The 23,864-nt window shown below is 57.1% G+C and carries 15 protein-coding genes and 2 pseudogenes; 9 read left to right on the forward strand and 8 right to left on the reverse strand.

Annotated elements, in window-relative coordinates; translation table 11 throughout:
- Nucleotides 1–108: 108 nt before the first annotated feature.
- The 4 genes and pseudogenes from LGQ03_RS13430 to LGQ03_RS13445 all read left to right on the forward strand — a co-directional run bounded on the left by LGQ03_RS13430 (nucleotide 109) and on the right by LGQ03_RS13445 (nucleotide 4,596).
- Entirely contained in the window at nucleotides 109–681 is a 573-nt protein-coding gene (locus LGQ03_RS13430) for a hypothetical protein (RefSeq protein ID WP_090158661.1), read from the forward strand.
- Entirely contained in the window at nucleotides 678–2,021 is a 1,344-nt protein-coding gene (locus LGQ03_RS13435; protein WP_226748817.1) for an AAA family ATPase, read from the forward strand. The genes LGQ03_RS13430 and LGQ03_RS13435 overlap by 4 nt, the downstream gene beginning before the upstream one ends.
- Before the next feature lie 306 nt (nucleotides 2,022–2,327).
- On the forward strand, nucleotides 2,328–2,636 hold the full coding sequence (locus tag LGQ03_RS13440) for a hypothetical protein (protein ID WP_143056780.1): 309 nt from the start codon (nucleotides 2,328–2,330) through the stop codon (nucleotides 2,634–2,636).
- A gap of 770 nt (nucleotides 2,637–3,406) precedes the next feature.
- Nucleotides 3,407–4,596, forward strand: a pseudogene (locus LGQ03_RS13445) (IS3 family transposase).
- Nucleotides 4,597–4,786: 190 nt separating this feature from the next.
- Here the strand turns inward: LGQ03_RS13445 and LGQ03_RS13450 are convergent.
- The 5 genes from LGQ03_RS13450 to LGQ03_RS13470 all read right to left on the reverse strand — a co-directional run bounded on the left by LGQ03_RS13450 (nucleotide 4,787) and on the right by LGQ03_RS13470 (nucleotide 8,490).
- Nucleotides 4,787–5,470, reverse strand: a complete 684-nt coding sequence (locus LGQ03_RS13450; protein ID WP_090158664.1) for a DUF4386 family protein — start codon at nucleotides 5,468–5,470, stop codon at nucleotides 4,787–4,789.
- Nucleotides 5,467–5,949, reverse strand: a complete 483-nt coding sequence (locus LGQ03_RS13455; protein WP_226748818.1) for an NAD(P)H-binding protein — start codon at nucleotides 5,947–5,949, stop codon at nucleotides 5,467–5,469. The genes LGQ03_RS13450 and LGQ03_RS13455 overlap by 4 nt, the downstream gene beginning before the upstream one ends.
- 21 nt (nucleotides 5,950–5,970) lie before the next feature.
- The gene (locus LGQ03_RS13460; protein ID WP_090158666.1) at nucleotides 5,971–6,333 is read right to left on the reverse strand and encodes a glycine zipper family protein; all 363 of its coding nucleotides are present in this window, start codon (nucleotides 6,331–6,333) and stop codon (nucleotides 5,971–5,973) included.
- 106 nt (nucleotides 6,334–6,439) lie between these two features.
- The gene (locus tag LGQ03_RS13465) at nucleotides 6,440–7,465 is read right to left on the reverse strand and encodes a helix-turn-helix domain-containing protein (protein ID WP_226748819.1); all 1,026 of its coding nucleotides are present in this window, start codon (nucleotides 7,463–7,465) and stop codon (nucleotides 6,440–6,442) included.
- Between the two features lie 89 nt (nucleotides 7,466–7,554).
- Nucleotides 7,555–8,490 (reverse strand): alpha/beta fold hydrolase, encoded by a 936-nt coding sequence (locus tag LGQ03_RS13470; RefSeq protein WP_226748820.1) that lies wholly within the window; start codon nucleotides 8,488–8,490, stop codon nucleotides 7,555–7,557.
- An 87-nt stretch (nucleotides 8,491–8,577) separates the two neighbouring features.
- Between LGQ03_RS13470 and LGQ03_RS13475 the strand changes: the two genes are divergently transcribed.
- Entirely contained in the window at nucleotides 8,578–9,291 is a 714-nt protein-coding gene (locus tag LGQ03_RS13475; RefSeq protein ID WP_090158755.1) for a helix-turn-helix transcriptional regulator, read from the forward strand.
- 36 nt (nucleotides 9,292–9,327) lie between these two features.
- Here the strand turns inward: LGQ03_RS13475 and LGQ03_RS13480 are convergent, their stop codons facing one another.
- A complete protein-coding gene (locus LGQ03_RS13480) occupies nucleotides 9,328–10,227 on the reverse strand; it encodes a LysR family transcriptional regulator (protein ID WP_090158669.1) in 900 nt (299 codons plus the stop codon).
- A gap of 133 nt (nucleotides 10,228–10,360) precedes the next feature.
- Between LGQ03_RS13480 and LGQ03_RS13485 the strand changes: the two genes are divergently transcribed.
- Together LGQ03_RS13485 and LGQ03_RS13490 are read left to right on the forward strand one after the other, a co-directional pair.
- Entirely contained in the window at nucleotides 10,361–11,083 is a 723-nt protein-coding gene (locus LGQ03_RS13485) for a DUF4386 domain-containing protein (RefSeq protein ID WP_226748821.1), read from the forward strand.
- A gap of 12 nt (nucleotides 11,084–11,095) precedes the next feature.
- A complete protein-coding gene (locus LGQ03_RS13490) occupies nucleotides 11,096–12,121 on the forward strand; it encodes an NAD(P)-dependent alcohol dehydrogenase (protein WP_090158671.1) in 1,026 nt (341 codons plus the stop codon).
- Between the two features lie 932 nt (nucleotides 12,122–13,053).
- On the opposite strand, the gene LGQ03_RS13495 is transcribed toward LGQ03_RS13490, so the two are convergent.
- Nucleotides 13,054–14,700, reverse strand: coding sequence for a mechanosensitive ion channel family protein (locus LGQ03_RS13495; RefSeq protein WP_226748822.1), 1,647 nt, complete (start codon nucleotides 14,698–14,700; stop codon nucleotides 13,054–13,056).
- A gap of 275 nt (nucleotides 14,701–14,975) precedes the next feature.
- Nucleotides 14,976–15,227: a hypothetical protein gene (locus LGQ03_RS13500; protein WP_177172739.1), complete on the reverse strand. Its 252-nt coding sequence runs from the start codon at nucleotides 15,225–15,227 to the stop codon at nucleotides 14,976–14,978.
- A 57-nt stretch (nucleotides 15,228–15,284) separates the two neighbouring features.
- Between LGQ03_RS13500 and LGQ03_RS13505 the strand changes: the two are divergent.
- Nucleotides 15,285–15,572, forward strand: a pseudogene (locus tag LGQ03_RS13505) (integrase core domain-containing protein); the annotation flags it as partial.
- A 182-nt stretch (nucleotides 15,573–15,754) separates the two neighbouring features.
- Nucleotides 15,755–23,864, forward strand: an 8,110-nt coding sequence (locus LGQ03_RS13510) for a DUF11 domain-containing protein (protein ID WP_226748823.1), incomplete at its 3' end; no start/stop codon positions are given.

Here is a 23,864-nt window from a genome sequence, read left to right on the forward strand (position 1 = left end):
AGATCCAGACATGAACTTTCCAAAGCCAATCAAAATTGGAAGACGGAACTACTGGCGCGAGGCAGATATGATTGTCTGGCTCGATCAGCAAGTGTCGGCAACCTGATCATGGCTGAACGCATAAAAGGCGTCGCCCTTTCGGCAAAGGGAACGGCGTCTAACGACTCGAAAGCGGCTAACCTCCACTCAATGAACTGCCTCAATCAGCAAGCAGGGGCAACCTGTGTTTCCCACCTGAAAAAATGCCAGAAAAGTTCGCTAGAAGCTCGTAATTGTCTAGGGTCCTGTGGCGTGTCAGGCATTTTTGCACACGCCCGCCCGGCGCACCAGACCGTCGCCAAGTCGATATGCTATGCGCTGACCCTCGAACACGCCGACGGTTGGCATGCATTGCCGGTCATCCTGCGGGCGCGGCTGAATGAACGTGAACGCGGGGCGTTGGCCTGCGTCGCATTACGAGCAATGGACGGCAGCAACGCGGCGTTCGTCGCGGACCTCTTCACCGACAGCGCGGGAATGCCTGCCATGCCGATGGTGAGCAAGATGGAGGAGGCCTCTTTTTGGGCCGATATGGCGACCACCTTGGAGCTTGAGGCTTATTGCTTCGCCACGTTCCGGCGCATGGCGCCTGACCGTCAGGCTGCGTTCCTCAACTTCATCCAAAGGGGGGCCGCGGCGTGACCTCAGGATTCAACGACGTTCGTGTCAGCGATAATAAGCCTCTGGCAATGGTTAAATCGAAAGTCCCGCAGCGTGACCCTTCGGACTTCAATAACACACAGCAAGGTAGGGATAGCTTCAAGCGGATGGCACAACTGGACAGCGCGTTTCAATCTGCATTTCTGCGCGCTCCAAATTCAGACCCTTTGCTACTACCGACCAACTACGTTTGGCGCGATCCGGCGCTGATCCCGCCGCGACCGTGGATTTACGGCAGTCACCTGCTGCGGAGACAAGCGTCTGTCACGGTCGCACCCGGCGGGCTTGGCAAGTCGTCCCTTTCGATTGTCGAGGGGTTGGCTATGGTCACAGGCCGAGACCTGCTGGGCGATAACGTCCACGACGGACCTAAGTCGGTCTGGCTGTTTAACCTCGAAGATCCGCTTGACGAACTCGAGCGCCGGATCGCCGCGGCGATGCAGCTTCACGGCATCTTAGGGAGCGAACTGGGCACACGTCTGCACATCGATAGCGGTCGCGATAGGCCGCTTTGCACGGCGATCCAAACCCGGAACGGCGCACAGATCATCGAACCAGTCTTTGAAGATCTGGCGCGGCAAATCCGGGGTCGCAAGATTGACGTGCTGGTGGTCGATCCTTTCGTATCGTCGCACCGAGTCAGCGAAAACGACAACGGCGCAATCGACCTTGTGGCGAAAAAGTGGGCCAAACTGGCGGACGAATGCAACTGCGCAATCGAACTTATCCACCACACTCGCAAGACGAACGGCGAAGAGGCAACGACCGAGGCCGCTAGGGGGGCATCGGCACTTTTGTCAGTTGCAAGGTCCGGTCGTGTCCTCAACCGCATGACAAGCTACGAACGCGAATCTGCAGGCATCCCTGTGGATGACCTGTCCACCTACTTTGCAGTTACCCGCGACAAGGCCAACTTGGCACCCGCTGGGCTGCGGCAATGGCGGCATATGGCATCTGTCCACCTTGCTAATGGCGACGACGTCGGCGTGGCTGAGGCATGGAAATGGCCCGACACCTTCGACGGTCTCACGGTGAAGGACTTATTGTCAGTTCAGAACGCAATCGATGGAAAACTGCCGCGCTACTCTCACCAAGCTGGCGGCGACTGGGTAGGCGTGATTGTGGCGGACGTGCTGGGTCTGCATGCTATAACTGACCGCAAGCGGATAAAGAAAATCATTGAAACTTGGATCCAAACTGGGGCGCTCGTGAAGGTTATGTGCGATGACAAAAAACGCATGAAGAGACCATGCCTTAAGGTGGGCGATTGGGCCGCCGAACGATCTGCCACACCACCCTACAAACATGGTGGGGCAAAATGAGGCAAGCGCGAGTTGAGAAAGGTGCCACACCACCACCACCCCCTATGGGGGCGGTGGGTGGTAGTGGGGCGGCACACCTTGGCCGTAAGGTGGAAAGGCAATTTGGCACTCACAATCAGCGAGTCGTTGAAGGAGTGGCCGACGAAATACAGATGGCTGTGGCCGAGGCACACCGTATCCGATGTCTCCGATTTGCAAACGTGATGACGGTATCGAATGCGGTTCTGGATCTTCGAAGCACAGCTGCGCATCCGTAATCTAGCAGGCATAGCTTTTTAAATCTCTGACAATAGAAGGACTTCTGAAGTGCCAAAGCAAATCTCGGATTTAACACCTCGAGAGCAAAAAGACGTAATCCTCAGTTTCTTAATAGATTTTGCGGATCACGATGAAGAAGGCGATCTTTTGTCCTACCTCGACCACATTGGCTTTGATCTGCGGGTCATCCGCCATGTTAAGGAACTGCCTGCAGCGTTTGTAGCCAAATATCGTCTGAAAACCGGTAAGTACGATGTGGACCGCGCCGCAAATGACCTTGCCACCTGGCCCCCAATTGCCGCCCGCATTGCGGAGCTGACCGAAGCCGAGCAGAAAGGTTTGCCTAATGATTTGTGAGTGGCAAGAGCAGGTTGATGTCCGCCTCTTGGGCAGAGATTTGCCGGCGCGGAAGTGGATTATTTCGCAATGGGTGCGGATCACAACGACACCGTGTCATTTCGGCGGTGTGCGCTATTGGTTCATTTGCCCCAGCTGTGATCGCCGCTGCGCCATCCTGTATCCGCACGCCTGCCGCAAGTGCATTGACGGTCGCTATCAAGTTGAACTTCTCACCCCCGCGCACCGCCAAATAACCAAAGCTATCCGTGTGCGCAGAAGGCTCGGTCAAACTAAGAACGGGATGGTTGGCCGGTTTCCACCAAAACCTAAGTGGATGCGTTGGCACACATACCTGAACCTCCGCGCCAAGAGTGAGGCCCTTGAAAAAATCGTATGGACAACAGCTCATGCAAAACTCGTCAGATAGATTCTTGGGCCGTCCACGTTTCGTGTTGGTCGCTTTTGGGCTGCACTCGGACATCTCTCATCGGTCAGGAGAATGGGTAAATCAAAGTACGGCTGGAGGCTGCCGAGGTGTCTGTGATCGATGCCAGATGCGGGAATCCGCCGTTGAAGCGTTTTTGGGCGCGCTACCCAGAATCGTCACTGCCGACATTTAGAGAGCACGCTGCTTGACACTACAGAGCGACCGCAAGCATGTCGTTTAGTCTGCAAATTAGCGATAGGCTCAGGAATGAGTTCCTGAAGGTTGTTTCCGCAACGTGTGACCTGCCACGGGATTTTTCCTCCACCGTCGATTAGAGTCCGACCCAACCTGAGGACGGACAATGAAGCGAACGAGATTCACGGACGAGCAGATCATCGGCATCCTGGCCGAGCATGAGGCAGGCGCAAAGTGCGCGGACCTGTGCCGCAAGCATGGCATGTCGGAAGGCACCTTCTACAATTGGAAAGCCAAGTTTGGCGGTATGACGGTGTCGTAGGCGAAGCGGCTGAAGGCGCTCGAGGATGAGAACGCCAGGCTCAAGAAGCTGCTGGCCGAACAGATGCTGGATCTGGCTGCTATGAAGGATCTGGTCTCAAAAAAGTGGTAGGGCCCGCCGTGAAGCGAGAAGCCGTCGCATATCTTCAGGCCGAGCATGGCCTGTCGGAGCGGCGGGCCTGCCATATCATCGGTGCGGATCGCACGATGATCCGTTATCGATCTCAGCGTGCGTCGGACACGGTTCTGCGCGGTCGGTTGCGGGACCTGGCCAACGAGCGCCGGCGGTTCGGCTACCGGCGCCTGTTCGTGCTGCTGCGCCGCGAGGGCGAGCCCTCGGGGATCAATCGTATCTATCGGCTCTACCGCGAAGAGGGGCTGACGGTGCGCAAACGGAAGGCCCGGCGCAAGGCTATCGGGACGCGAGCCCCGATTCTCGTCGAGGCGCGGCCCAATGCACGCTGGTCGCTGGATTTCGTCCCTGACCAGTTCGCGGGCGGCCAGCGCTTCCGGGTTCTCAACGTGGTCGACGACGTCACGCGTGAATGTTTGGCCGCCATCCCGGACACCTCGATCTCGGGGCGCCGTGTCGCGCGTGAACTGACGGCCCTGATCGAGCGCCGCGGAAAGCCCGGCATGATTGTCAGCGACAACGGGACCGAACTGACCAGTAACGCGATCCTGCGATGGTGTTCCGAGACCAAGGTCGATTGGCACTACATTGCGCCGGGAAGGCCAATGCAGAACGGTTTCGTGGAGAGTTTCAACGGGCGAATGCGCGACGAGCTGCTCAACGAGACCATGTTCCGAAACCTGGCCCATGCCCGCATCGTGATCTCGGCGTGGGCCACCGACTACAACACCGAACGCCCGCATTCTGCTTTAGGTTACGAGACCCCGGCCGACTACGCGCGGACCCTGGCCACCGCAATCGCCCGCCCCGCTGCGCGAGATGAAAACTCCGCGCGCCGGGCGATTGCTCAACCTGCGCCAAATGGCGTAAACACCAACCGGGCTCCGGTCGCGGCTGGATGAAAGTTCAGTGGCAGGTCAGTATGGGCCTTGCAAAATGCCAGCCAAGACAAACGCGCCCGGTAATGCAGGCACCGCACCCAAGAGTGCGATTCCCAAGGGGCCTCGAAGTGCCAATCTCGAAGATTTTGTCATGTGCCCGCTCCTTCGCACTCGATGAACTTACATGTTTTTCAGTGTTCTGGTCGGTTCGTTAGCTCTGCATGGGTTCTGACAAGACGACATTCCGCTTGAACAAAAGCGCCAAACCGACGGCGATGAACCATGCAATTGCCCCCAGTCCAAACACAGCACCCGCGATTTCACCGAACGGCGGAAAGACGGTCAGCAATCCACCAATGCCTGTAAGCAGTCCCAGACCAACGACGATCTTGCCAAAGGCGCGATGCATTATGCCAGCAAGACTGACGCACAAGATCCAGACCCCGCCAGCAATTTCGTTTCCGCCACCAAGACCGAGTTCAACAGCGTGCAGTGCTTCCCACGTCTGAACGGCACTCTCAAAATCGTTCGGAGCCATCGCAGCCATCGTTTCGGTTGTGACATTGCCGATCATGCCTGCGCCCAAGACGAGCGTCGTCCAGATCAGGCCAAAGGCCAGTGTCATGGTTGCCCAATCTGCCGACTTGGCCCGCAAGCGGCTTGCCAATGCAACAACCAGCACAGCAAGCGCCAGCGCGTTGAGCACGTAGATCACAGTGAACCATGTAATCATGAGTGCTTGATTATCGACAGTAAAACGCACCACGCCGGCGGCATCGATGTCGTTTGTGCCAAAGCCGGACTCTGCGAATACAGTCACAAGCAGGGTGAAACCAAAGATGTAGGTGGCGGCACAGATCAGGGCGGCAAGGCCCCCAATACGTTGCATCGTCATGATTTTGTCCTTTCGGGTTTAAATTTATGAATCCGCGCCGTTGGTATTATAGCGCTCGTGTTTTCGAATTGGTCTTGTTGTTTCTGCGGCTCTTCAGCTGCGTCTAGGCCGAGGGCATACATGACCTGCGTTTTACTAAGACCATGCAATTGGTCGACGCATATAAACTGTTCGACAGCTGCTCGCTTTGCCTCCCTTAGGAGGCTGAGTTTCGTTGTATAGTCGATGAGCCATCCATCTACGGCGTCGGCTTCATGCTTGATGCCAAGGCAGGAGACGACCAGTGTCGCACCGGTCATAACCCCATTTAAGGCATCGGGGTCGGTAAAACGCGCCTCAACAAGTTGGTCCGCCGCGAGCAACTTCGCGCGGCAGGTCTTGCGAACAAGGGCGATCACGTACCACCTCTGTCGCTGGAACTCCGCACATAAGGAACGTCCGAGAGGACTGCTGGCTCCGATGATGAGGATGCGTTTCATGATGAACCTCCTGCGCCGGTCTTACCCAACAACCCGATGGCCACGGCCACGCAGGCATTCAATGACGATGCTCTCGCGCTTTTCACTCGCGTCAACGGCACCCGAAACGCCACCCGCAAGCGCACCTGCAATTGCGCCCTCCAATGGGTCGCCACTGTCAACTTCACCGAGAACAGCACCCACACCAGCGCCCAGAACAGATGCAGCAATCGTGTCTTCATCGAATTGGGTCTGATTGCGGGCCAATGCCTGACAGGCATCCAAGTCTGCCTGATAAGCTGGTGTCGGTGCGCCATCGAGAATTGGTTGGTAGTTCGCGCCGCTGTCTGCGCACGCCGCCACCAAGGCTAGCATGGCAGTGGAAATGGTTATTTTCGTTCTCATTGTCTGATCTTTCTCGTTGAAATGTCGAGAGATCAGATAACGAACCTATAGGAGTCGCGGCATGACCGCAGGCATCAACGAATTGACACTTGGTAACAGAGTGCTGTCAGGCCGCCTGATTGATGTAGGCGGTTGGGCTCAGGCCGGTCCATCGTTTGAAAGCACGAACAAACGAAGATGCTTCAGAGAATCCCAAAAGATAGGCTGTTTCGTTTACTGTCACCTTCTGGCCTTCCAAATACTCCATCGCCATCCGCTGGCGAAGGTCGTCGTGGACTTCGGCGAAGGTGACACCTTCATCCTTTAAGCGACGGTACAATGTCTGGCGGCTCATCGCGATGTCACTGGCCACCCTGTCCATCGAAATCGCCCCTTCATGCATCTTGGGCAGGATCTGGGCCTCGATCTGCGCGCGGATCGACGTATCGGCCCGCAGCTTTTTCAACAAAGCGTCTGCGTGTTGCGTGAAAATGCCGAAGGCATAGGTGTTTCCTGGATCGAACTGGGTCGCGGGGCTGTCCCAAACTGGATCAATCTGAAGTGCATTGCGGGGCGCATTGAACTGCACGGGGATACGGAACAATTCTGGATACTGGCCCACGTGAGGCGGCGACGGATAAGTAACCTCCAACCCGATCTCGAATATTGCATCCGGAAATGACCGGCGAAACTCGCTGATGAAGCGGGCAAATGATGCTTCGGTCGCCAGATATGCTTCAGGTGAAACTTCCAGATGATCGACGATCCAAAGGCTGCCGCCCTCATGCAGAACTTCAAATCGGTCGGTTCCGGATGTCAGCTTCCCGCTGGCCATTAGGTGCAGATAGCGATTGAGCTGCTCAATCGAATGCCGAAACGATGAAGAAGTGTGCACGATCTGCCCAACGACAGAGATGGTTTCGAGGCGCGATTCAAAGGTGTGGCGCAATAAGAGCGACGTATCACCAGTCTGCTTCATTGCTGCAGCAATCATCGCCCTATACGCGGCCTCGGGTATGCGGCTGTCCTGATCTGATAGATCATCCCTGGTCAGGCCACTGGCGGCGAGCAAGATGGCGCGTTTTGCGCCCTTCTCGCAAGCGTAGTCCAAAAAGCTACGCGCAAATCCCGCCGCCATTGTTTGTTCTGTCATCGCTTGGACTCATATCAAGAGGCCGTCTAACACTAGGCCCTTGAACCGGCCTTAATCAAGAAGGCCGGTCAAGTCTGCGCCTACCTGCATCATTGACCTGCAAGCCAGTCCAAAATCGCCTTTGTTGTCTCTTCCGGCAATTCCTGCTGGATCCAATGCCCGCAATTGAGGCTAACGACGTCGACACCCGGTACGACCTCCGCAAGGGTCTCAGACTTTGGGATCATATCCTGTTCGCCGTAAACCATTAGTGCGGGCTTGCGGATGATCGGCTGGACATCTGCAAGGATGTGCCAGTTGCGATCCATATTTCGGTACCAGTTGATACTGCCTGTAAATCCATTCTGTTCGAAAGCCGCGACAAAGACCGCGCGGTCCACATCGCTCATCACGGGCTCGCCAGCCGCGTCTGCGGTCTGAGCAAGATTGATCATCATCATGCCCGGTTCTGGCGGGGCTAGTGGAACATTCTTTCGAAACAGATTGCGGAGGAACCGATCAGCGTTTGCGTCCAAAATGGCATCCGCGACGCCAGGCTGCCGATTAAAGTGAACGAAGTAGTTATCAGGACCAAGGAATGCCTCCATCATTTCAATCCACGGCGTCTCGCCGCGCGTCTGATAGGGCAGTGCGAGATTGATGATCTTCTTGACCCGTGCTGGGTGCAGAAGCGCCATGCTCCAGACGACATTTGCGCCCCAGTCATGGCCGACAAAGATCGCGTCGTCGTAGCCGAAGTGATCAAGAAGAGCGGCAAGATCTCCGGTCAAATGCGAGATGTCGTAGTCCGTTACCTCCGAAGGGCACGAAGAATTGCCGTAGCCGCGCTGGTTGGGCACGATGACGTGATAGCCAGCCGCCGCCAAGGCCGGCATCTGATGACGCCAGGAAAAGGCGTGCTCTGGCCAGCCGTGGCACAGGACAATCGGATTGTCTTTATTTTCCTGACCGGCTTCGAAAACCTCGAGGGTCACACCGTTGACGTCCACGAATGTGGGCGCAGGGAACTTGGTGGTGTCTAACATTGCTTTGTCTCCGTTAATTTGGGTCAAGCAACATCGTAGATTATAAAGGTATCATAAACTGACACCTTTTATGCTATGGTCGTCCTCATGAATGGCAGAGCACGACAGGACGCGATTGTCCGCTCCCTGCGACGCTCGGGGTCGGCGACGATCAAGGGTCTGGCCGAAGAGGTTGGGGCATCGCGCAGCACTATCCTGCGCGATATCGCAGCGCTGCGGGATGAAGGGTTCGTTATTGATACCGAACAAGGCCGGGGCGGTGGGGTATCGATGGATACACGCTCCGTGCAAACCGCCGCGCGTCTGACCGTGACCGAAGTGTTCGCATTGGTGATCAGCGTGGCAAGTATGCAGGCGGCAGGGCAGCTTCCGTTTTCGCGGCTGGCCGATGCGGGACTGGCCAAGATCGAGAAAACGCTGCCGCCTGATAAGCTGCGCGATTTGCGGCGTCTGCTAGAGTGTCTCTATGTTGGTCCGTTGGCCCCAGAGGTTGATGTTTCTGATATTACAGTGTCCGATCCTGCGTTGCTTTCGGCATTCGAGGACGCGTTTCTGAACAGAAATTACTTACGCTTTCATTATTCTGATGCTCGTGGGGTCCGCTCGGAACGCGAGGTTGAGCCGCAGGCAATGCTCGTTCTTCCGCCACTTTGGTACCTTGTTGCTTGGGACCCAGAGCGACAAGATTTTCGCCATTTCAGAATGGATCGGATCACGACGCCGAAAGTGGTCGCAGGGTCAACGTTTCGTAAGCGACACGTCATGTTCGGTGATGGTGTTCACCGGGTGCGCTATGCATAGCCTTGGCTGCAACCCACATCAGAAGCCGCAGTTTGCTTATCTTTTCAGTTCTTCAATCAGAAAATCATAGACGCGCCGAATACGGCGGCTTGTTGTCAGTTCGCGGTGCGCCACAAGCCAGATCGGAAATTGCAGCGGCTCTAAATCTGGCAGGACACGCACAACGGTAGGTTCTGCATCGCCAATCTGCGCATCCAGAACACCAATGGCCGCCCCTTGCTTTACCAATTCCCACATCACCAGATAGCTCTCGGTTAGCAGCGGAAAGTTTGCTTCGGTCAGACCAAGGCCCAGACTATTGAGGCCTTTCAACATGCCGCCGCTGCGATCCAGATTAATGAAGTCAGCGTGCCGGAGATCGTAAGGCGTCTTTGGATTGCCCAGTTTTGCAACATAGTCAGGCGTGGCATAAAGAATAGCATCGGCCATACCGATCTTCTTGGCGATCAAGTCAGGTTCGGTCGGTCGGAAATTGCGGATCGCGATATCGGCTTCCCGGCGCAACAGGTCGCTGGCGTGGTTAGAGACAACAATCTCAACGTGGATGCCGGGTTCTAGTTTGCGTAGCTTCGTCACGATCGGCGGTAGCAGCACAGCCGCATAAGTCTCGCTTGCCGAAATGCTGATTGGCCCCTCCAGCGCCTGCGACTGACCCAGCGCGACCAAAGAGACCCGGCCAGCAGCCTCACCCATGCCGCGCACGTGCTCCAACAACTCCATGCCGCTTGGCGTCAGGGTCAGCCCCCGACCGACACGTTCGAACAACACGACCCCAAGTTCCTGCTCTAAACCATCAACCTGCCGCCCAAGGGTCGGCTGCGCCATGCCCAATGCGCGCGCGGCAGCAGAGAGTGATCCTTCTTCCGCCGTCACCAAAAAAGCGCGGGCTTTATTCCAGTCAAACTTTACCGACCGCCAATCCATGCAAATCTGCATATCAAAATTAGAGAATTGGTCAATTCGCATGGTTCACGGTCAGACGTACACCCATCCCAAGAACAAGCTAACGCTCTGCCGGTCACTGACAGCGAGGCTGACCCAGTCCGGCGCAACCGTGAAAGGAAACGCCATGAATAACGCAACGCAACACTGGGACCCACAAGCGGCCCGCGCCGCAGGAGGCCTTTATCTGGCCATTGCGATCTGCGGTGGTTTCAGCATTGGATATGTGCCGATGCAAATCGTGGCTGCCGATGGCGCCATTTCAAGTGCCAATCTCTTGGCTAATCGAGGTCTCTTTCAGCTTGGCGTTCTGGCTGACAGCGCCGTGATCCTATTTGAACTAGCTATCACGGCGATCCTTTATCAGATGTTCCGACACGTCGGACCAAAGATGGCGATGGCTGCCCTGATTTCCCGGGCGGGCATGATCACGGTCATGGGGATCAACCTGCTGCTCTGGGTGATGCCATATGTTCTGCTGACGCAACCGACCGAACGGGACACCGCGCAACTTCATGCAATGGCTCAATTCTGCTTCGAGGCGCAGGCCATGGGCGTCTTCATCTGGCAGCTCTTCTTTGGTGTCCATCTTCTCGCCCTTGGTTGGCTGATCCTGAAGTCTGACGTTGTTCCACATCTTTTAGGAAAGGGGCTGTTCGTAGGAGCCTTTGGCTATCTGATCCAAGGCATCGCGAAACTGACCTTCGTCGATGTGGCAGCCATCAACTACACCTTCATCGCGTTGCTCGTCATCGTCTCGATCTCCGAGATCAGCTTTGGCCTTTGGCTGCTGATCCGCGGAGGCCGCCTTACCCCCAAAACCCATCAATCCGCATCTGTTGCGGCCTAGAGGAGACATCTCATGCTTGCTTATTCCTATTCCCAATACGGATCTGCCGACGTCGTTTCACGCATCGAGGTCCCCACACCGATCGCAAAGCCAGATGAGGTTCTGATCCGGGTTGTCGCGACGACGGTCAGCGCCGGTGACTGGCGCGCACGCAGCCTCACGATGCCAAAAGGTCTTGGGCTGTTGGGGCGGTTGGTCTTCGGCATCACGGGTCCCCGCAAACCGATCCTTGGGACAGAGTTCTCCGGCATCATCGATAAGGTCGGATCAGAGGTCTCTACATTCCAAGCAGGCGATGCAGTCATCGGGTTCCCCGGAGCAAGCTTCGGCGCACATGCCGAGTTCATCACAATGCCGGCGGATGGAAAGCTGACCAAGAAGCCTGACACCGTCAGCTTCGCAGAAGCCGCCGCCATACCGTTTGGTGGAACAACGGCCTATGACTTTCTTGTCAACAAGGCCAAGCTGAAGTCCGGTGATAGAGTACTGATCAATGGTGCGTCCGGTTCCGTAGGCTCAGCCAGCGTGCAAATCGCAAAGCATCTCGGGGCAAAGGTCACTGCTGTTTGCAGCGGCAAGAATACCGACTTGGTGCAGAAGCTGGGGGCAGACCGCGTCATCGACTACAGGACTGAGAGCATTGTCGAAGATGGTGTTCAATATGATATGGTGATCGATGCTGTTGGAACCCTGCCATGGTCACAAGCCCAACACGCCATCCGTCCTGGTGGAAAGATGGTTCTTATTGCGGGCAAGACATCGGACATGTTCTTTGGGGGCCTCAAAGCGACCATCAAAGGAAAGAAAATGGTCGGCGGGGTCGCAACAGAGAGCCGTGAAATAGTGGAGGCGGTCGTAGATCTCGCAGCGCAAGGCATCCTTCGTCCCGTCATCGACAGACGTTACGCATTTGACGATATGCGAGCGGCCCATGCTCATGTCGATACTGGGCGGAAAATGGGCAACGTGGTCGTTGCCGTCATGCCAAAAGTCAGCACAGAAATCGCTATGAATACGAAGGATCTGGTCAATGTCTGACAAAATGAAACTACGGATCGTTGGTCTTTGTATAGTAAGCGGTGCAAAGACCCCATGTTTCAATAAAATAAGGGTTTTGCGATGGTGTCTCCATTGAAGGTATGGAGAACATCACAATGGATAACGGCGCGACGCGAGAGGTGAAGATATGGGGTTTCACTATCCCAGTTTCCACGTCTGGCCGGCGGACATGGCCTGATGGGCTGAGGCTGCTTGCGGTCAAAAAAATTCAGGAAGGAGCTGGGATCCGCGAAACGGCTGAGGAGATCGGTGCGAATAAGTCTCTGGTGGCACTTTGGGTCAAAAAGGCAGAGGTGTCGCCGGGTCCCAATTTTGTGGAAGCAGTGCGCGCCTCCTCTGATCTTGGAACCTTTTCCGAATTTGAGTATCGATACCTTTGTTGCTGGCGGCACGCCGTTCACGCATATCGGCGGAGTGATGGAAAATGCGGTTCTACACCTCTACGAGGCAGGCGACGAATGACCATCCGTCATGTTAGGGTCAGCGCGCTGTATCCCTGTATTATCATTTCAAGGATACGATGACGAAGGTCCGAAACCGGCAGATACATCTGCACTGGCCTCTGACTTTTCGCCAATCGCAGTTAGCCGGAGGCTAGCGTCGCTATCCTCCTAAAGGCCAAGGTTGCGGCCCGACCACTTTGGGACTGGGCTTGCGCTTTAGTCGAGTGATGTAAATGTTCCGCACCGGAACTTGCTGGAATTCGTCCGTCCGCCTCTGTTTGATAGTCAATCTTCTTTGTTGCAGTAAATGCAATGAAAGGAGCGGCATTAATCCGCGACAGGTCCACCTCCTCGACGAAGTGGGTGATCGCACCTTGACCGCAGCCAACTGAAACGGTCTCGATGCCTTACGATCTCCCATCCTCTTTCTCATGTGGTATCTCAGGCGCTTTCGATTTGCGGATGATCTCACACGGCTTCGACGGGTTCGGCCTCGGGGAAAACTTCAACACCCGTTCGTTCTAGACCTTGCATGCGACTGATAAGTTTCTCGCGGACATCGCAGGATACGACGAACGACGTGTTGGGATCGGCACAAGAAAGCGCAAACGTGACTTCTTGGCCAAATACGTCATGATCTGTGACCATAACCAAATGCTCATCCTTGTCGCCTAGCTCCTCGGCATCCACGGTTTCGATCACATCATAAAAAATCTGACGGAGATTTTCGACATCCGCGGTATGTGCGACCTTCACCTCAATAAGGCGCTTCATGTTTGTTTCCTGAAGCGTCCAATTCTCGAAAGTCTCTGCCACGAACTCCGTCACGGGGACAACGAGCCGCACACCTGTCCAAACACGCAACTGGACGAAAGTGAAATTGATCCGTTCAACGTGACAAACGTGATCTTTGAAGAGCACTTTGTCCCCGATGCGCGCCGACTGATTGAGAGCGATCTGCATGGACGACATGATATTTGAGAGCACCTCGCGCGCCGCGAAACCGAGGATGAGAGTCAGAGCGCCGGCCGAAGCCAGAAGGGAGAACCCGAAAGTCCGAAAAAGGTTGGCTTCGGTCATGACAATACCGGCACCCATAACAAAGATGGCGACGATCAGGATACGACGCGCCAGCGATATTTTTGTTGCCATCGAACGTCGCCCGTCGTGTTGGGCACTCTTTAAGGACACGTCATCGAAATCAACCAGCCGGTCGATGATCCTGTCGATAACGTTGATGACCAAGACCAGGGTGGTCAGGACATACCCTAGCGCTAGAAACGGCGAGATGAATGTCGAGACCCCGCCAGAGAATACGAACATCGCGCTGATGCCCGCGATGATCGTCGTCATAACGAAGATCATCGCGGGCATCCTGGTTGACTGAACAATCTCTGTTCTGAAACTACGCCGTGCGTTGTCAGCCACGCGAGAAAGCGCCTTGTGTGTCAATACGCCTGACAACCCTGCCAGCACGAGCATAAGAGGGATTCCAAACACCTCCCACCACATGAGGTGCCAGAATGCGATTTCGCGTGTCCACCCCGGTAGAGCCTCCTCCAGCCGGGACGGGCGGAATTTCGCGTGCAGTTTCTCGATATTGGCGACCGACCTCTGGGAAAACACCCAGACTGGCGGGGTGTCACCAACCTGAATTCGGTCCAGTCTGATAGGATATGGCCGAACGTCGATGATTAGAACCCAAAGAAGAATTGACCGTCTTGCTTGGCCGGCAACCGCACCATCCGTGGTGGCGTTGGCATCCATACCGTCAGGTCGATCAATTAAATCGGTCCAGTCGATCACGACCTTCCTGGTGATGATCTCATAAAGCTTCTCGGCGAGTTCCGGGCCCTTCTCAGCTTGTTCCGAGACTGGAACTGGTGAAAGGTTCAGCAGGTGAGCGGCGGATTTGAAATCCTGCAGTTCGGCAAGATCCAAGAGAGCTTCCAGCGTCGACTGCGGAGAACTCCGATCTACTGTATCTGGCACCTCGCCCAGCCCAACATTGAGCACATTGCTCTCGAAAACTGCGTCCTGAGCAGCAGCGGCATTGAATAGCCCTGTCGAGATCCAAAGACTCGTGATGAGAATGTATCGAGCGATGCAACGCATTTAGCTTCCTTAAAAAGCTGGTGGGTGACCTCATCTGCAAAGGTGTATGCGAGCGAACGACCACGGAGTTATTAGGTTCCTTTAGGGGCACCTCAACCTTCGCATAGGCCCGCCGGGCATTCGGCTTACTGCGTCGCCGCAGGTCGGCTCTGGCTCCACTGCGTCCTCTTCGACGAAGTGGGTAATCGCCCCCCCGGGAAACGGTCTCAATGCCATACGACCTCCCATCCTCTTTCTCGTACGGTATCTCAGGCGCTTTCGATTTGCGGATGAGCTCACAGGGCTTCGACGGTTTCGGCCTCGGGGAAAACTTTAACAACGGTTCGTTTAAGACCTTGCATGCGACTGATAAGTTTCTCGCGGACATCGCAGGATACGACGAATGACGTGTTGAGATCGGCACAGGAAAGCGCAAACGTGACCTCTTGGCCAAATACATCATGGTCCGTGACCATAACCAAATGCTCATCGTTTCCTACCGCATCCATACGATCCTGACGGACAACGCGATCGAGTTCGCCGAGCATACCCGCAACCGCAATACCGCATCATCCAGGTAGATGCGGTTCGACATGATCTGCGAGGCAAATGAGATTGAGCATAGGCTCACCAAGCCCAACCACCCGTGGACCAACGGTCAGGTCGAAAGAATGAACCGCACAATTAAGGACGCAACCGTCAAACGCTATCACTAAGACAGCTATGATCAGCTGCACACACCTCGCAGACTTCATGGCAGCCTAAAACTTACTCGCCGGCTCAAGACCCTCAGCGGGCTCACGCCCTGCGAATACATCTGCAAAATCTGGAAGTCAGAGCCAGACAGATTCATCGTCGATCCGATCCACCGAATGCCCGGACTGAACACCTAAGGCAAAGCATGGCGTTGCCAAAAGGAAACAGCAAATTTCACGTTGTGGGTTTTTGATTGAGCCAGACACAATTTTTTGCGCTACTGCCTTCGTCAGGTGCCATTTCAAGAGCACCCCAATGCAAGAGCGGCGTTGATGGCGGTGCGCACCGCCGGAGTTCTACAGGTAACGGATCAGTATCAATGTTGGAAAACCGCAAGGCGGATCTGTTTGTGCTTGTTAGCCGGATGATTGCGCTGCTGCTTTTGTCTCTGCTGTTTTTTGTGCCAACGATCGCCGCCGCGACACCCTTTACAATGACAGTACCAGGCACAGGTGTGCAGCTTCCGGCCGAATACCCAGAGGCCGGCGGCGTGGCCATCGTGATGACGGGCGTCAACGGCAACATCTATTACCAGTTTTCAAATCCGGACGGGGCGTTTGTTGGTTTCCAGAATGACGGCAATCCTGCGCGGTTTCGTGGCAACCCGTTTACTATCAACGATCCCATCGCGCTCGACTGTGGATTCCGCGATTGCAGCGGATATTTCGGTGGTGCCATCGCCCGTGTTGATATCCGATTTTCAGCCTTTGACGGCGACACCCAAGTCGGCGGATTTGATCGCAACGACATCTTTCTGATCCTCAATGGCTTCAATGTCGGCAATTGGTCGAATGTCACCACCCAAAGCACAAACGAGGCGGGCACAACCAGCTTTGGCCAGCAGCAGGGCTTTGGCAACGAGACATTTGATACAGGGTGGTTTTCCAGCACAAACGCGGCGCTTCTGGCGAATATCCTGCAAACGAACCAGACGCTGTCGCAGGTCTTTGACCGTGATCCCAATGACAACTTCTGGAACTTCACCTTTGGCGCATCCTTGCCGCGAGAGGACCTACGGACCGTCGCGCCGGGGTATGAATTCGAAAAAACGATTGATCCCGCCGATGTGACCTACAGCCAGGTCGGCGACGTCATCGATTACACCTATGTGGTGCGCAACATCGGGTCGGTCGATATCGACGACATTACGGTTCAGGATGACCGTATCCCGAACGTGGTCTGTCCTGCGCCGCCGCAGAACTCTTTGCGCCGAACGCGTGGCAACGATCCCGCCGCAAACGAGCTGACCTGTACGGGCACCTACACAATTACCCAGGCCGATATCGACGCTGGCACAGTCACCAATATCGCGACCGCGAACGGCACGCCTGAATTCGGTCAATTGGGCGCGGTCAGCGATACCGCGACGACGACCGGGCCCGCCCAGAATAACGCAATCACGCTGGAAAAGGTTGGCGCGCCAGATCCGTTTGGTCCGGTCGGGTCGCAGGTGACCTACACTCTGACAGCGCGCAATACGGGCAACACGACCCTGCGCAATTTGCTGATCACCGACCCCAAGACACCGGGGCAGACATGCGAATTCCCGACGCTTCTGCCGCTATCCGCAGATAACACAACGAACGCGGCCAGCTGTACTGTGACCTATACGGTCAAACAGGCGGACGTTGATGCGTTCAACAATGACGGTGACCCGCTCCAAAATACCGCAACGGTTCGCGCGACGCCGCCGGGCGGTGCCGCCATCACGGCCACCGCGTCAGAATCCTTACTTGGTCAAGTTGCGGTAGTTGATCTGACGCTGGTGAAATCAGCGTTGCAATCGACCTATGACGCCGTCGGCGACATGATCGACTATCGCTTTACGATTAACAACACCGGCACGGTCACATGGCCGGGACCTCCCACTGTGACGGATACGTTGACAGGCGGGGCGACCTGTCCGTCAGGTGTAGTGGCACCCGGTGGCACGGTCGTTTGCGAGGCGAGCTACACGATCCTTCAGTCTGATCTGGATAATGGCACGCGCCCGAACGAGGCGACAGCCAGCATTACCGTTGCCGGGCAGACCGCCAGCGCGGCCGATGACGTGACAGTCAATGCTGTTGTGACCACTGAACTGACACTGACCAAGGCGCTCTCTGCCAGCTCGCCCACGTCATTCACCGCACCCGGTCAGGTGCTGAGCTATGATTTTATTCTGACCAACACGGGCACCGTGACGCTGACGGCGCCGCTGGTTGACGACGCGACAACGGCACCTGCGGTGACGCCCGTTGCTGTGACATGCCCCGCAGGCCCGATTGCACCGGGCGGCACGCTGACCTGTACAGCAGACTACTCCGTCACTCAGGCTGATCTGGACGCCGGAGCCGTTTCGAACACCGCCACAGCAGAGGCCACCGCCCCCGCAGGTGTGGGTAGCGCGCAAGTCCTGTCCGACCCCCAAAGCCTGACCGTCACCGGCGAGCGGAACCCATCGTTGGCGATTGTGAAGACCGCGCCGTCGGTCACGCCACTTCAATTCGCAGGCGAGCCACTGGTCACCTATACCTACGATGTGACCAACTCGGGCAATGTCACGATACCTGGCCCGATCACGGTGACCGACGACCGCCTGACCCCCAACACCTTTACCTGCACCACCAATGCCATTGCCGTTGGCGCCGCCGCACAATGTACAGCCGATTATCAGGTGACCGAGGCTGATCTGGTTGCACAGCAGGTGCGCAACAATGCCTTTGCGACAGGCGGCGACGGCACAAATTCGAACACCGATTCCGCGATCATCCCGCAAGAAGGTACGTTCGATTTCCTTTTGGAAAAAACGGCAATTGATGCAGATTACGCATCCATTGGGGAAAACGTTGATTTTCAACTGACGTTCACCAATACGGGTGACACCACAATCTTCCCCAAGGCGCCAACGGACGGCACCTCGATCTTTTCGGGTGGATCTGGTGGGCAAAGCCGTGACCTGTTCGTCTTTGACGATCCGGGTGTTACTCTGGTCGGTAACTGTAATCTTCCCAATCGTATCAGCCCGGTTGGGGCTAACGGTGGCGGACAAACGAGCTTTACTTGCACCGTGCGCCGGACCGTGACCCAGGCAGATGTCGATGCTGGCAGCTATACCAACACGGCAAATCTGACGCTGGTCTATAACGATGGCGACGCCGATGAGGAAACGCAGGTCGTGCCGCCTGCCTCGGCGACTGTGCCGCTGAATGCAGCTGTCGAACCCAGCTTTACCCTGACCAAAACGGCGACCAACGACTTTGCGGCGGTTGGTGATCTGATCAACTATGACTTCGTCGTCACGAACACGTCGGTTCTGACGCTAACGAATGTCGTTCTGACGGATCCCAAGATCGTGGCGATCACCTGTGTGGGCTCTGCGACATCGAATGAGACCGGGACGATTGCCCCCGGCGGCAACGTGCAATGTACTGGCAGCTATCCGGTGACGCAGGCCGATCTGGACGCCGAAGAGGTGTTGAATACTGTATCCGCGATCGCATCGACACAAGCCGCAGGGACCGTGTCCCAGACAGCGCAGGAAACGACCGCAATTGATCCTGCCGCCGCCATCCGCGCGCTGACGCTGACCAAATCTGTCACTGTTCAGGAAACGGGTGACGCGACCTTTACCGCCGCAGGTCAGACCGCTGACTATGTTTTTGCCGTTGAAAACACCGGCAATCTTACGTTGGACAATATATCGGTCGTGGACCCCGATCTGGGCTATACCTGTAGCATCGCAACGCTGGCCCCCGGTGCTGTGGACACGACCACCTGCGCCGCGTCGCGGGTGCTGTTGCAGGCTGATTTCGACGCTGGCAGCTATACAAACGACGCTGTCGCATCGGCGCCCGGCGCGGTCGATGCGCCCGCCAGTGCGACCGCTACCGCTGACGGACGAGTGGCGACATTTGTGTTCGAAAAAACCGCCCCGGCGAGCTTTGCCGCCGTCGGTGAGATCGTTGATTTCACGTTCAGCTTTGAAAACACGGGCAACGTTACGCTGACCAATATCACCATCGTCGACCCGCTGCTGGGTGCGACCTATTCCTGCGAGATTACAAGCGTTGCCCCCGGTGCGACCGATAACAGCTGCCGTGGCAGCTATACGGTGCAGCCTGCGGACGTGGACGCTGGCCAGATCGAAAACAACGCCAGCTTTACCGGGTCCGGTGTGGACGGCGCGCCGATCTCTGGCGCTGATACGGTCGTGGTGACGGGCCCGGCCGAAGCGCCCGCGTTGACAGTGACCAAGGTTGAGGACGATGCCACCGGCAGCTTTGACAACCTGCCTGCCACCGAAAGCTACAGCTTTACCGTAGCCAACACGGGGAATGTCACGCTGACGGGGCTGAGCCTTGTCGATGGGCTCACAGGTTTCACCTGTGCCTTGCCCGATCTGGCGGCTGGTGCGCAAACAACCCTCTGCGCAGATGGCGCGCCGCTGACCGATACCTATACCGTGGTGCAGGCGGATGTGGACGCAGGCACGTTGGAAAACACGGCGACAGCGACAGGTCGGACAACACGCGGGGCAGGGGCCCCTGTGACAGCGTCTGACACCGTCACGTTGCAGGGGCCTGACCAGCTGCCCGTTCTATCCATGGTGAAAACGGCGACAGCGGGGGCCGGGTTTGATACACTTGGCCAGAGCGTGAGCTACGACTACCTTGTCACCAACGACGGCAACATCACGCTGACTGCGCCGATCCGGGTGTCTGACGATCAGGTCGCTGTCACCTGTCCCTCGCTGCCTGTTGGCGGTCTGTTACCGGGCGATGATCTGCTGTGTACCGCCACCGATACGGTCGATCAGTCGGACCTTGATGCCGGTGAAATCGTGAACGTGGCCACCGCATCGGTTGACCAGCCGGTCACGACATCAGCGACCTATCCGATCGGTGTGGCTGCCGTGTCGTCAAATACTGAAACCGTCACCGTGACGGCCAACCAGCTGCCAGCGCTTGCGATCACCAAACGGGTGAAGCCGGGCACGGCCACCAGCTTTGACGCGCCGGGCGATCTGGCTGATCCGGCAAACCCTAACAACCTGGTCTACGAGTTCATCGTCGAGAACACCGGCAATGTGACCACGACAAACCCGATCACTGTCAGTGATCCGCTGATTTCTGCGACGCCGCTGACCTGTACGACGGCCCCGGTTGCGCCCGGCGGCACTGTCACTTGCGAGCTGCCCTACGCCCCGACACAAGCGGATGTGGACCGCGGGTTCTTTGCCAACAACGCTGATGCGGCGACGCAGTTCGACGGTGCCGCCGTCGTCACTCAGGTGCCAGGCACAGAAACCGTCAACGCTGTGCAGCGCCCAGATCTGACGATCGTCAAAACGCTGGATAGCCTTGCGATCTTTTCCCCGGGGCAAATCGCGACCTACCGGTTTGATGTGGCCAATACCGGCAATACGACGATCACTGGTCCGATCACGATCACCGACAATAAAATTGCGGGTCCGATTGATTGCGGTCTGAATGATCTGGCACCGGGCGACAGCACCTTTTGTACCGCGACCTACACCGTTACGGTTAACGATGTGAACGCAGGCAGTGTGACCAACAGTGCCCGCGCCAGCAACGGTGTGACCACCTCCGACCCGCAGTCGCTGACGATCCCGATCGGCGCAGAGCCAACCTTGTCGATCGCGAAAACGGCCACGAATGGCGCGTTCACGCAGGCGGGCGATGTCATCAATTACGAATTCCTGGTGACCAATACCTCTAGCGGTCCGATCCCGCCTGCCTTTGTGCAGCCTGTCGAGATTGTTGACGACAAGATCACGACGCCCATCGTCTGCCCAGTGGTGGACGGGGCCAACCCGCTAAATCCGGGTGACGACATCACCTGTACTGGCAGTTACACCGTGCAGCAGTCCGATATTGATGCGCTCCGTCCGGGGTTCACACGCGGTTTTGTCATCAACAATGCTTTTGCCCGGTCCGAATTTGCGGGCGAGGTGGTCGAGTCCCCCGTCGATCGGGTCGCGATTGAGGCGGGCTCGGTAGCCGTGCTGGTTGTGACTAAGACAGCCGAAAATCTGACTGACGCAGGTCAGGACGCCGACGCAGGTGATGTGATTCAGTTCACCATCGTTTCGCAAAACGACGGTCCACAGACGCTGACCGATGTGCGCGTCACCGATCCGTTTGTCGGCGCATTGACGTGCGATACTGCGGCACCCGTCACGCTCGCCCCGACCGAGGCGCTGACCTGCACGGGCAGCTATAACGTCACGCAGGCGGATGTCGACGCAGGTGATCCGATTGCCAACACCGCCAACGCAGCCGCAACGACGACACAAGGTACGCCCGTCACTGGCACGGATAGCACCACCTATCCCGTGGCATCGCCACTGCCCGCGATGCAGGTTGCCAAGGCGCTGGAACGCGGCAGCGGTCAGGACGATTTCAACAGTGTTGGCGAGCCTTTGACGTTCCGCGTGACGGTTACGAACAGCGGCAACATCACGTTGAACAATATCAGCGTGACGGATGATCTGGTGCCTGGCACCTGCCCCATTACGACCCTCGCACCCGGTGCGACCGACAAGTCTTGTATCTTTGTTTACACCGTCCAGCAGGGTGATATTGATCGCGGAGCAATCACCAACATCGCCACCGGACGCGCGCAACCCGCCAATCCCGGCGCGCCAGAGCTGGTTGAAACCGGTCAGTCCGACATCACGGGCCCCGCAGCGGAGCCGCGCATCGGCCTGTCCAAAACCGGATCAGGAGAGGTCACCGCCTCTGACGGGTCACCGACGTTCAACCTGCCGGGCCAGACCCTTAGCTACGTCTATGAGGTCGCGAACCTTGGCAATGTCACGATCAACCAACTGCCTGCGATCAGCGACGACCGCATCGCCACCGTGACCTGTGACGCGCTGCCAGTGGCAGGACTGCAGCCCGGTGAAGTGCTGATTTGTCGTGGCAGCGATACGGTTGACCAGACCGATCTGGACGCAGGTTTTGTCACGAACATAGCTGATGTTCTTGTCGCCAACGAATACGGCGGCTCGCCCCTGACAGCACAAGCAACCGAGACTATCACGGCCACGGTCAATCCCGACATCTCCATCACCAAGACACCGTCGGTGATCGCCGATGCCACCGTCGGGACCGAAATCATCTACACCTACCGTGTGCAAAACCCTGGCAATGTGACGTTGTCGGACATAACACTGGTTGATTTCCAGACCAGCGCTGCTGGAGTACAAACGCTGGCAGTCAGCGACGGTGGGGTGATCGCCTCGCTTGATCCGGGCGCAGAGGCAACGCTGACGGCGACCTACACAATTACGCAGGATGACATCGATTCCGGCAATGCGGTGCGCAACACGGTCCGGTTGACTTCGACCTTGCCGGGTGGTGATGCTGGGCCTGTCGGTATCGCGCGGGCGCGCGTCGATCTTGATCCGCAGCGGCCAGAGATGGTGGCGATAAAGACCATTTCTCTGGCCCCCGCCAATGCTGTGGCTGGCACAGAAATCCAGTTCCAGATCACGCTGACGAATACGGGCAACGTGACCTTGGGCGAACCCGTGCTGACTGACGAGGTCCGCCAGATCAATACCGACGCGTTGGTGGGCCAACCTGCGCTGGCCCTGACGGGCGGTGACAACGATGCCGTCGGTGTTTTCGAAATCGGTGAGGTGCGTAGCTATTCCGTCAACTACACGCTCACGCAAAGCGATATCGACGCAGGCGGGATTGCCAACAGCGTGACCGTAACGGCGGCTGATCCGCTGGGTGATCCGGTAACAGAGGTGTCCGACAACGGGGCGGGGGACGGTGACGACCCGACGCCATTCGCGATCGCCGCTGCGCCACAGCTGCAAACGACCAAAGTCATCGCGTCCCAACCTGCGGAATTGATCCCGGGTGAGGCCCTGACCTACCGCATTGAGGTGACGAACCTCGGCAATGTCAGCCTCGACCCGCCAGCCCTGACCGAGGATCTGCGCCGTCTCGACCCTGCTGCGACGCCCGTATCGCCACAGCTCTCCGCCGTGCGGACGGCCGATAGTGTGGGCACCGACAACGGCAGGTTTGATCCGACCGAAGTTTGGGTCTACGAGGTCACCCACACCCTGACGCAGGCGGATATCGACGCAGGCGGTCTTGCCAACAGTGTCACCGCAACCACGCAGGACCCGAACGGCACGCCCGTCAGTGACGTCTCCGACGACGGCAACGACACGGACGGGAACACGGTTGACGATCCGACGGAGCTGTTGATTGCGCCTGCCCCGGCGCTGGAGCTTGAGAAGATTCTGACGCAGGGCGGTACGGCTGTGGATGACACGCTGGTGTTTACGCTAACGGCGACGAACCTTGGCAATGTGACGCTCAGCGATCCGGTGCTGACGGATACCTTTACGCGGCTTGACGGCACGGCGATCACGGGTGTCGTCCCTGTGCTGGCCGATCCGG

The sequence above is a fragment of the Loktanella gaetbuli genome, from assembly GCF_020531945.1.
Taxonomy (GTDB): domain Bacteria; phylum Pseudomonadota; class Alphaproteobacteria; order Rhodobacterales; family Rhodobacteraceae; genus Loktanella; species Loktanella gaetbuli.

Excerpts from the sequence above, each read along its gene's own strand:
- LGQ03_RS13430 (WP_090158661.1), top strand. The coding sequence starts at position 109 with ATGGCTGAACGCATAAAAGGCGTCGCCCTTTCGGCAAAGGGAACGGCG.
- LGQ03_RS13450 (WP_090158664.1), bottom strand. The coding sequence starts at position 5,470 with ATGACGATGCAACGTATTGGGGGCCTTGCCGCCCTGATCTGTGCCGCC.
- LGQ03_RS13455 (WP_226748818.1), bottom strand. The coding sequence starts at position 5,949 with ATGAAACGCATCCTCATCATCGGAGCCAGCAGTCCTCTCGGACGTTCC.
- LGQ03_RS13460 (WP_090158666.1), bottom strand. The coding sequence starts at position 6,333 with ATGAGAACGAAAATAACCATTTCCACTGCCATGCTAGCCTTGGTGGCG.
- LGQ03_RS13465 (WP_226748819.1), bottom strand. The coding sequence starts at position 7,465 with ATGACAGAACAAACAATGGCGGCGGGATTTGCGCGTAGCTTTTTGGAC.
- LGQ03_RS13470 (WP_226748820.1), bottom strand. The coding sequence starts at position 8,490 with ATGTTAGACACCACCAAGTTCCCTGCGCCCACATTCGTGGACGTCAAC.
- LGQ03_RS13475 (WP_090158755.1), top strand. The coding sequence starts at position 8,578 with ATGAATGGCAGAGCACGACAGGACGCGATTGTCCGCTCCCTGCGACGC.
- LGQ03_RS13480 (WP_090158669.1), bottom strand. The coding sequence starts at position 10,227 with ATGCAGATTTGCATGGATTGGCGGTCGGTAAAGTTTGACTGGAATAAA.
- LGQ03_RS13485 (WP_226748821.1), top strand. The coding sequence starts at position 10,361 with ATGAATAACGCAACGCAACACTGGGACCCACAAGCGGCCCGCGCCGCA.
- LGQ03_RS13490 (WP_090158671.1), top strand. The coding sequence starts at position 11,096 with ATGCTTGCTTATTCCTATTCCCAATACGGATCTGCCGACGTCGTTTCA.
- LGQ03_RS13495 (WP_226748822.1), bottom strand. The coding sequence starts at position 14,700 with ATGCGTTGCATCGCTCGATACATTCTCATCACGAGTCTTTGGATCTCG.
- LGQ03_RS13500 (WP_177172739.1), bottom strand. The coding sequence starts at position 15,227 with ATGCTCGGCGAACTCGATCGCGTTGTCCGTCAGGATCGTATGGATGCG.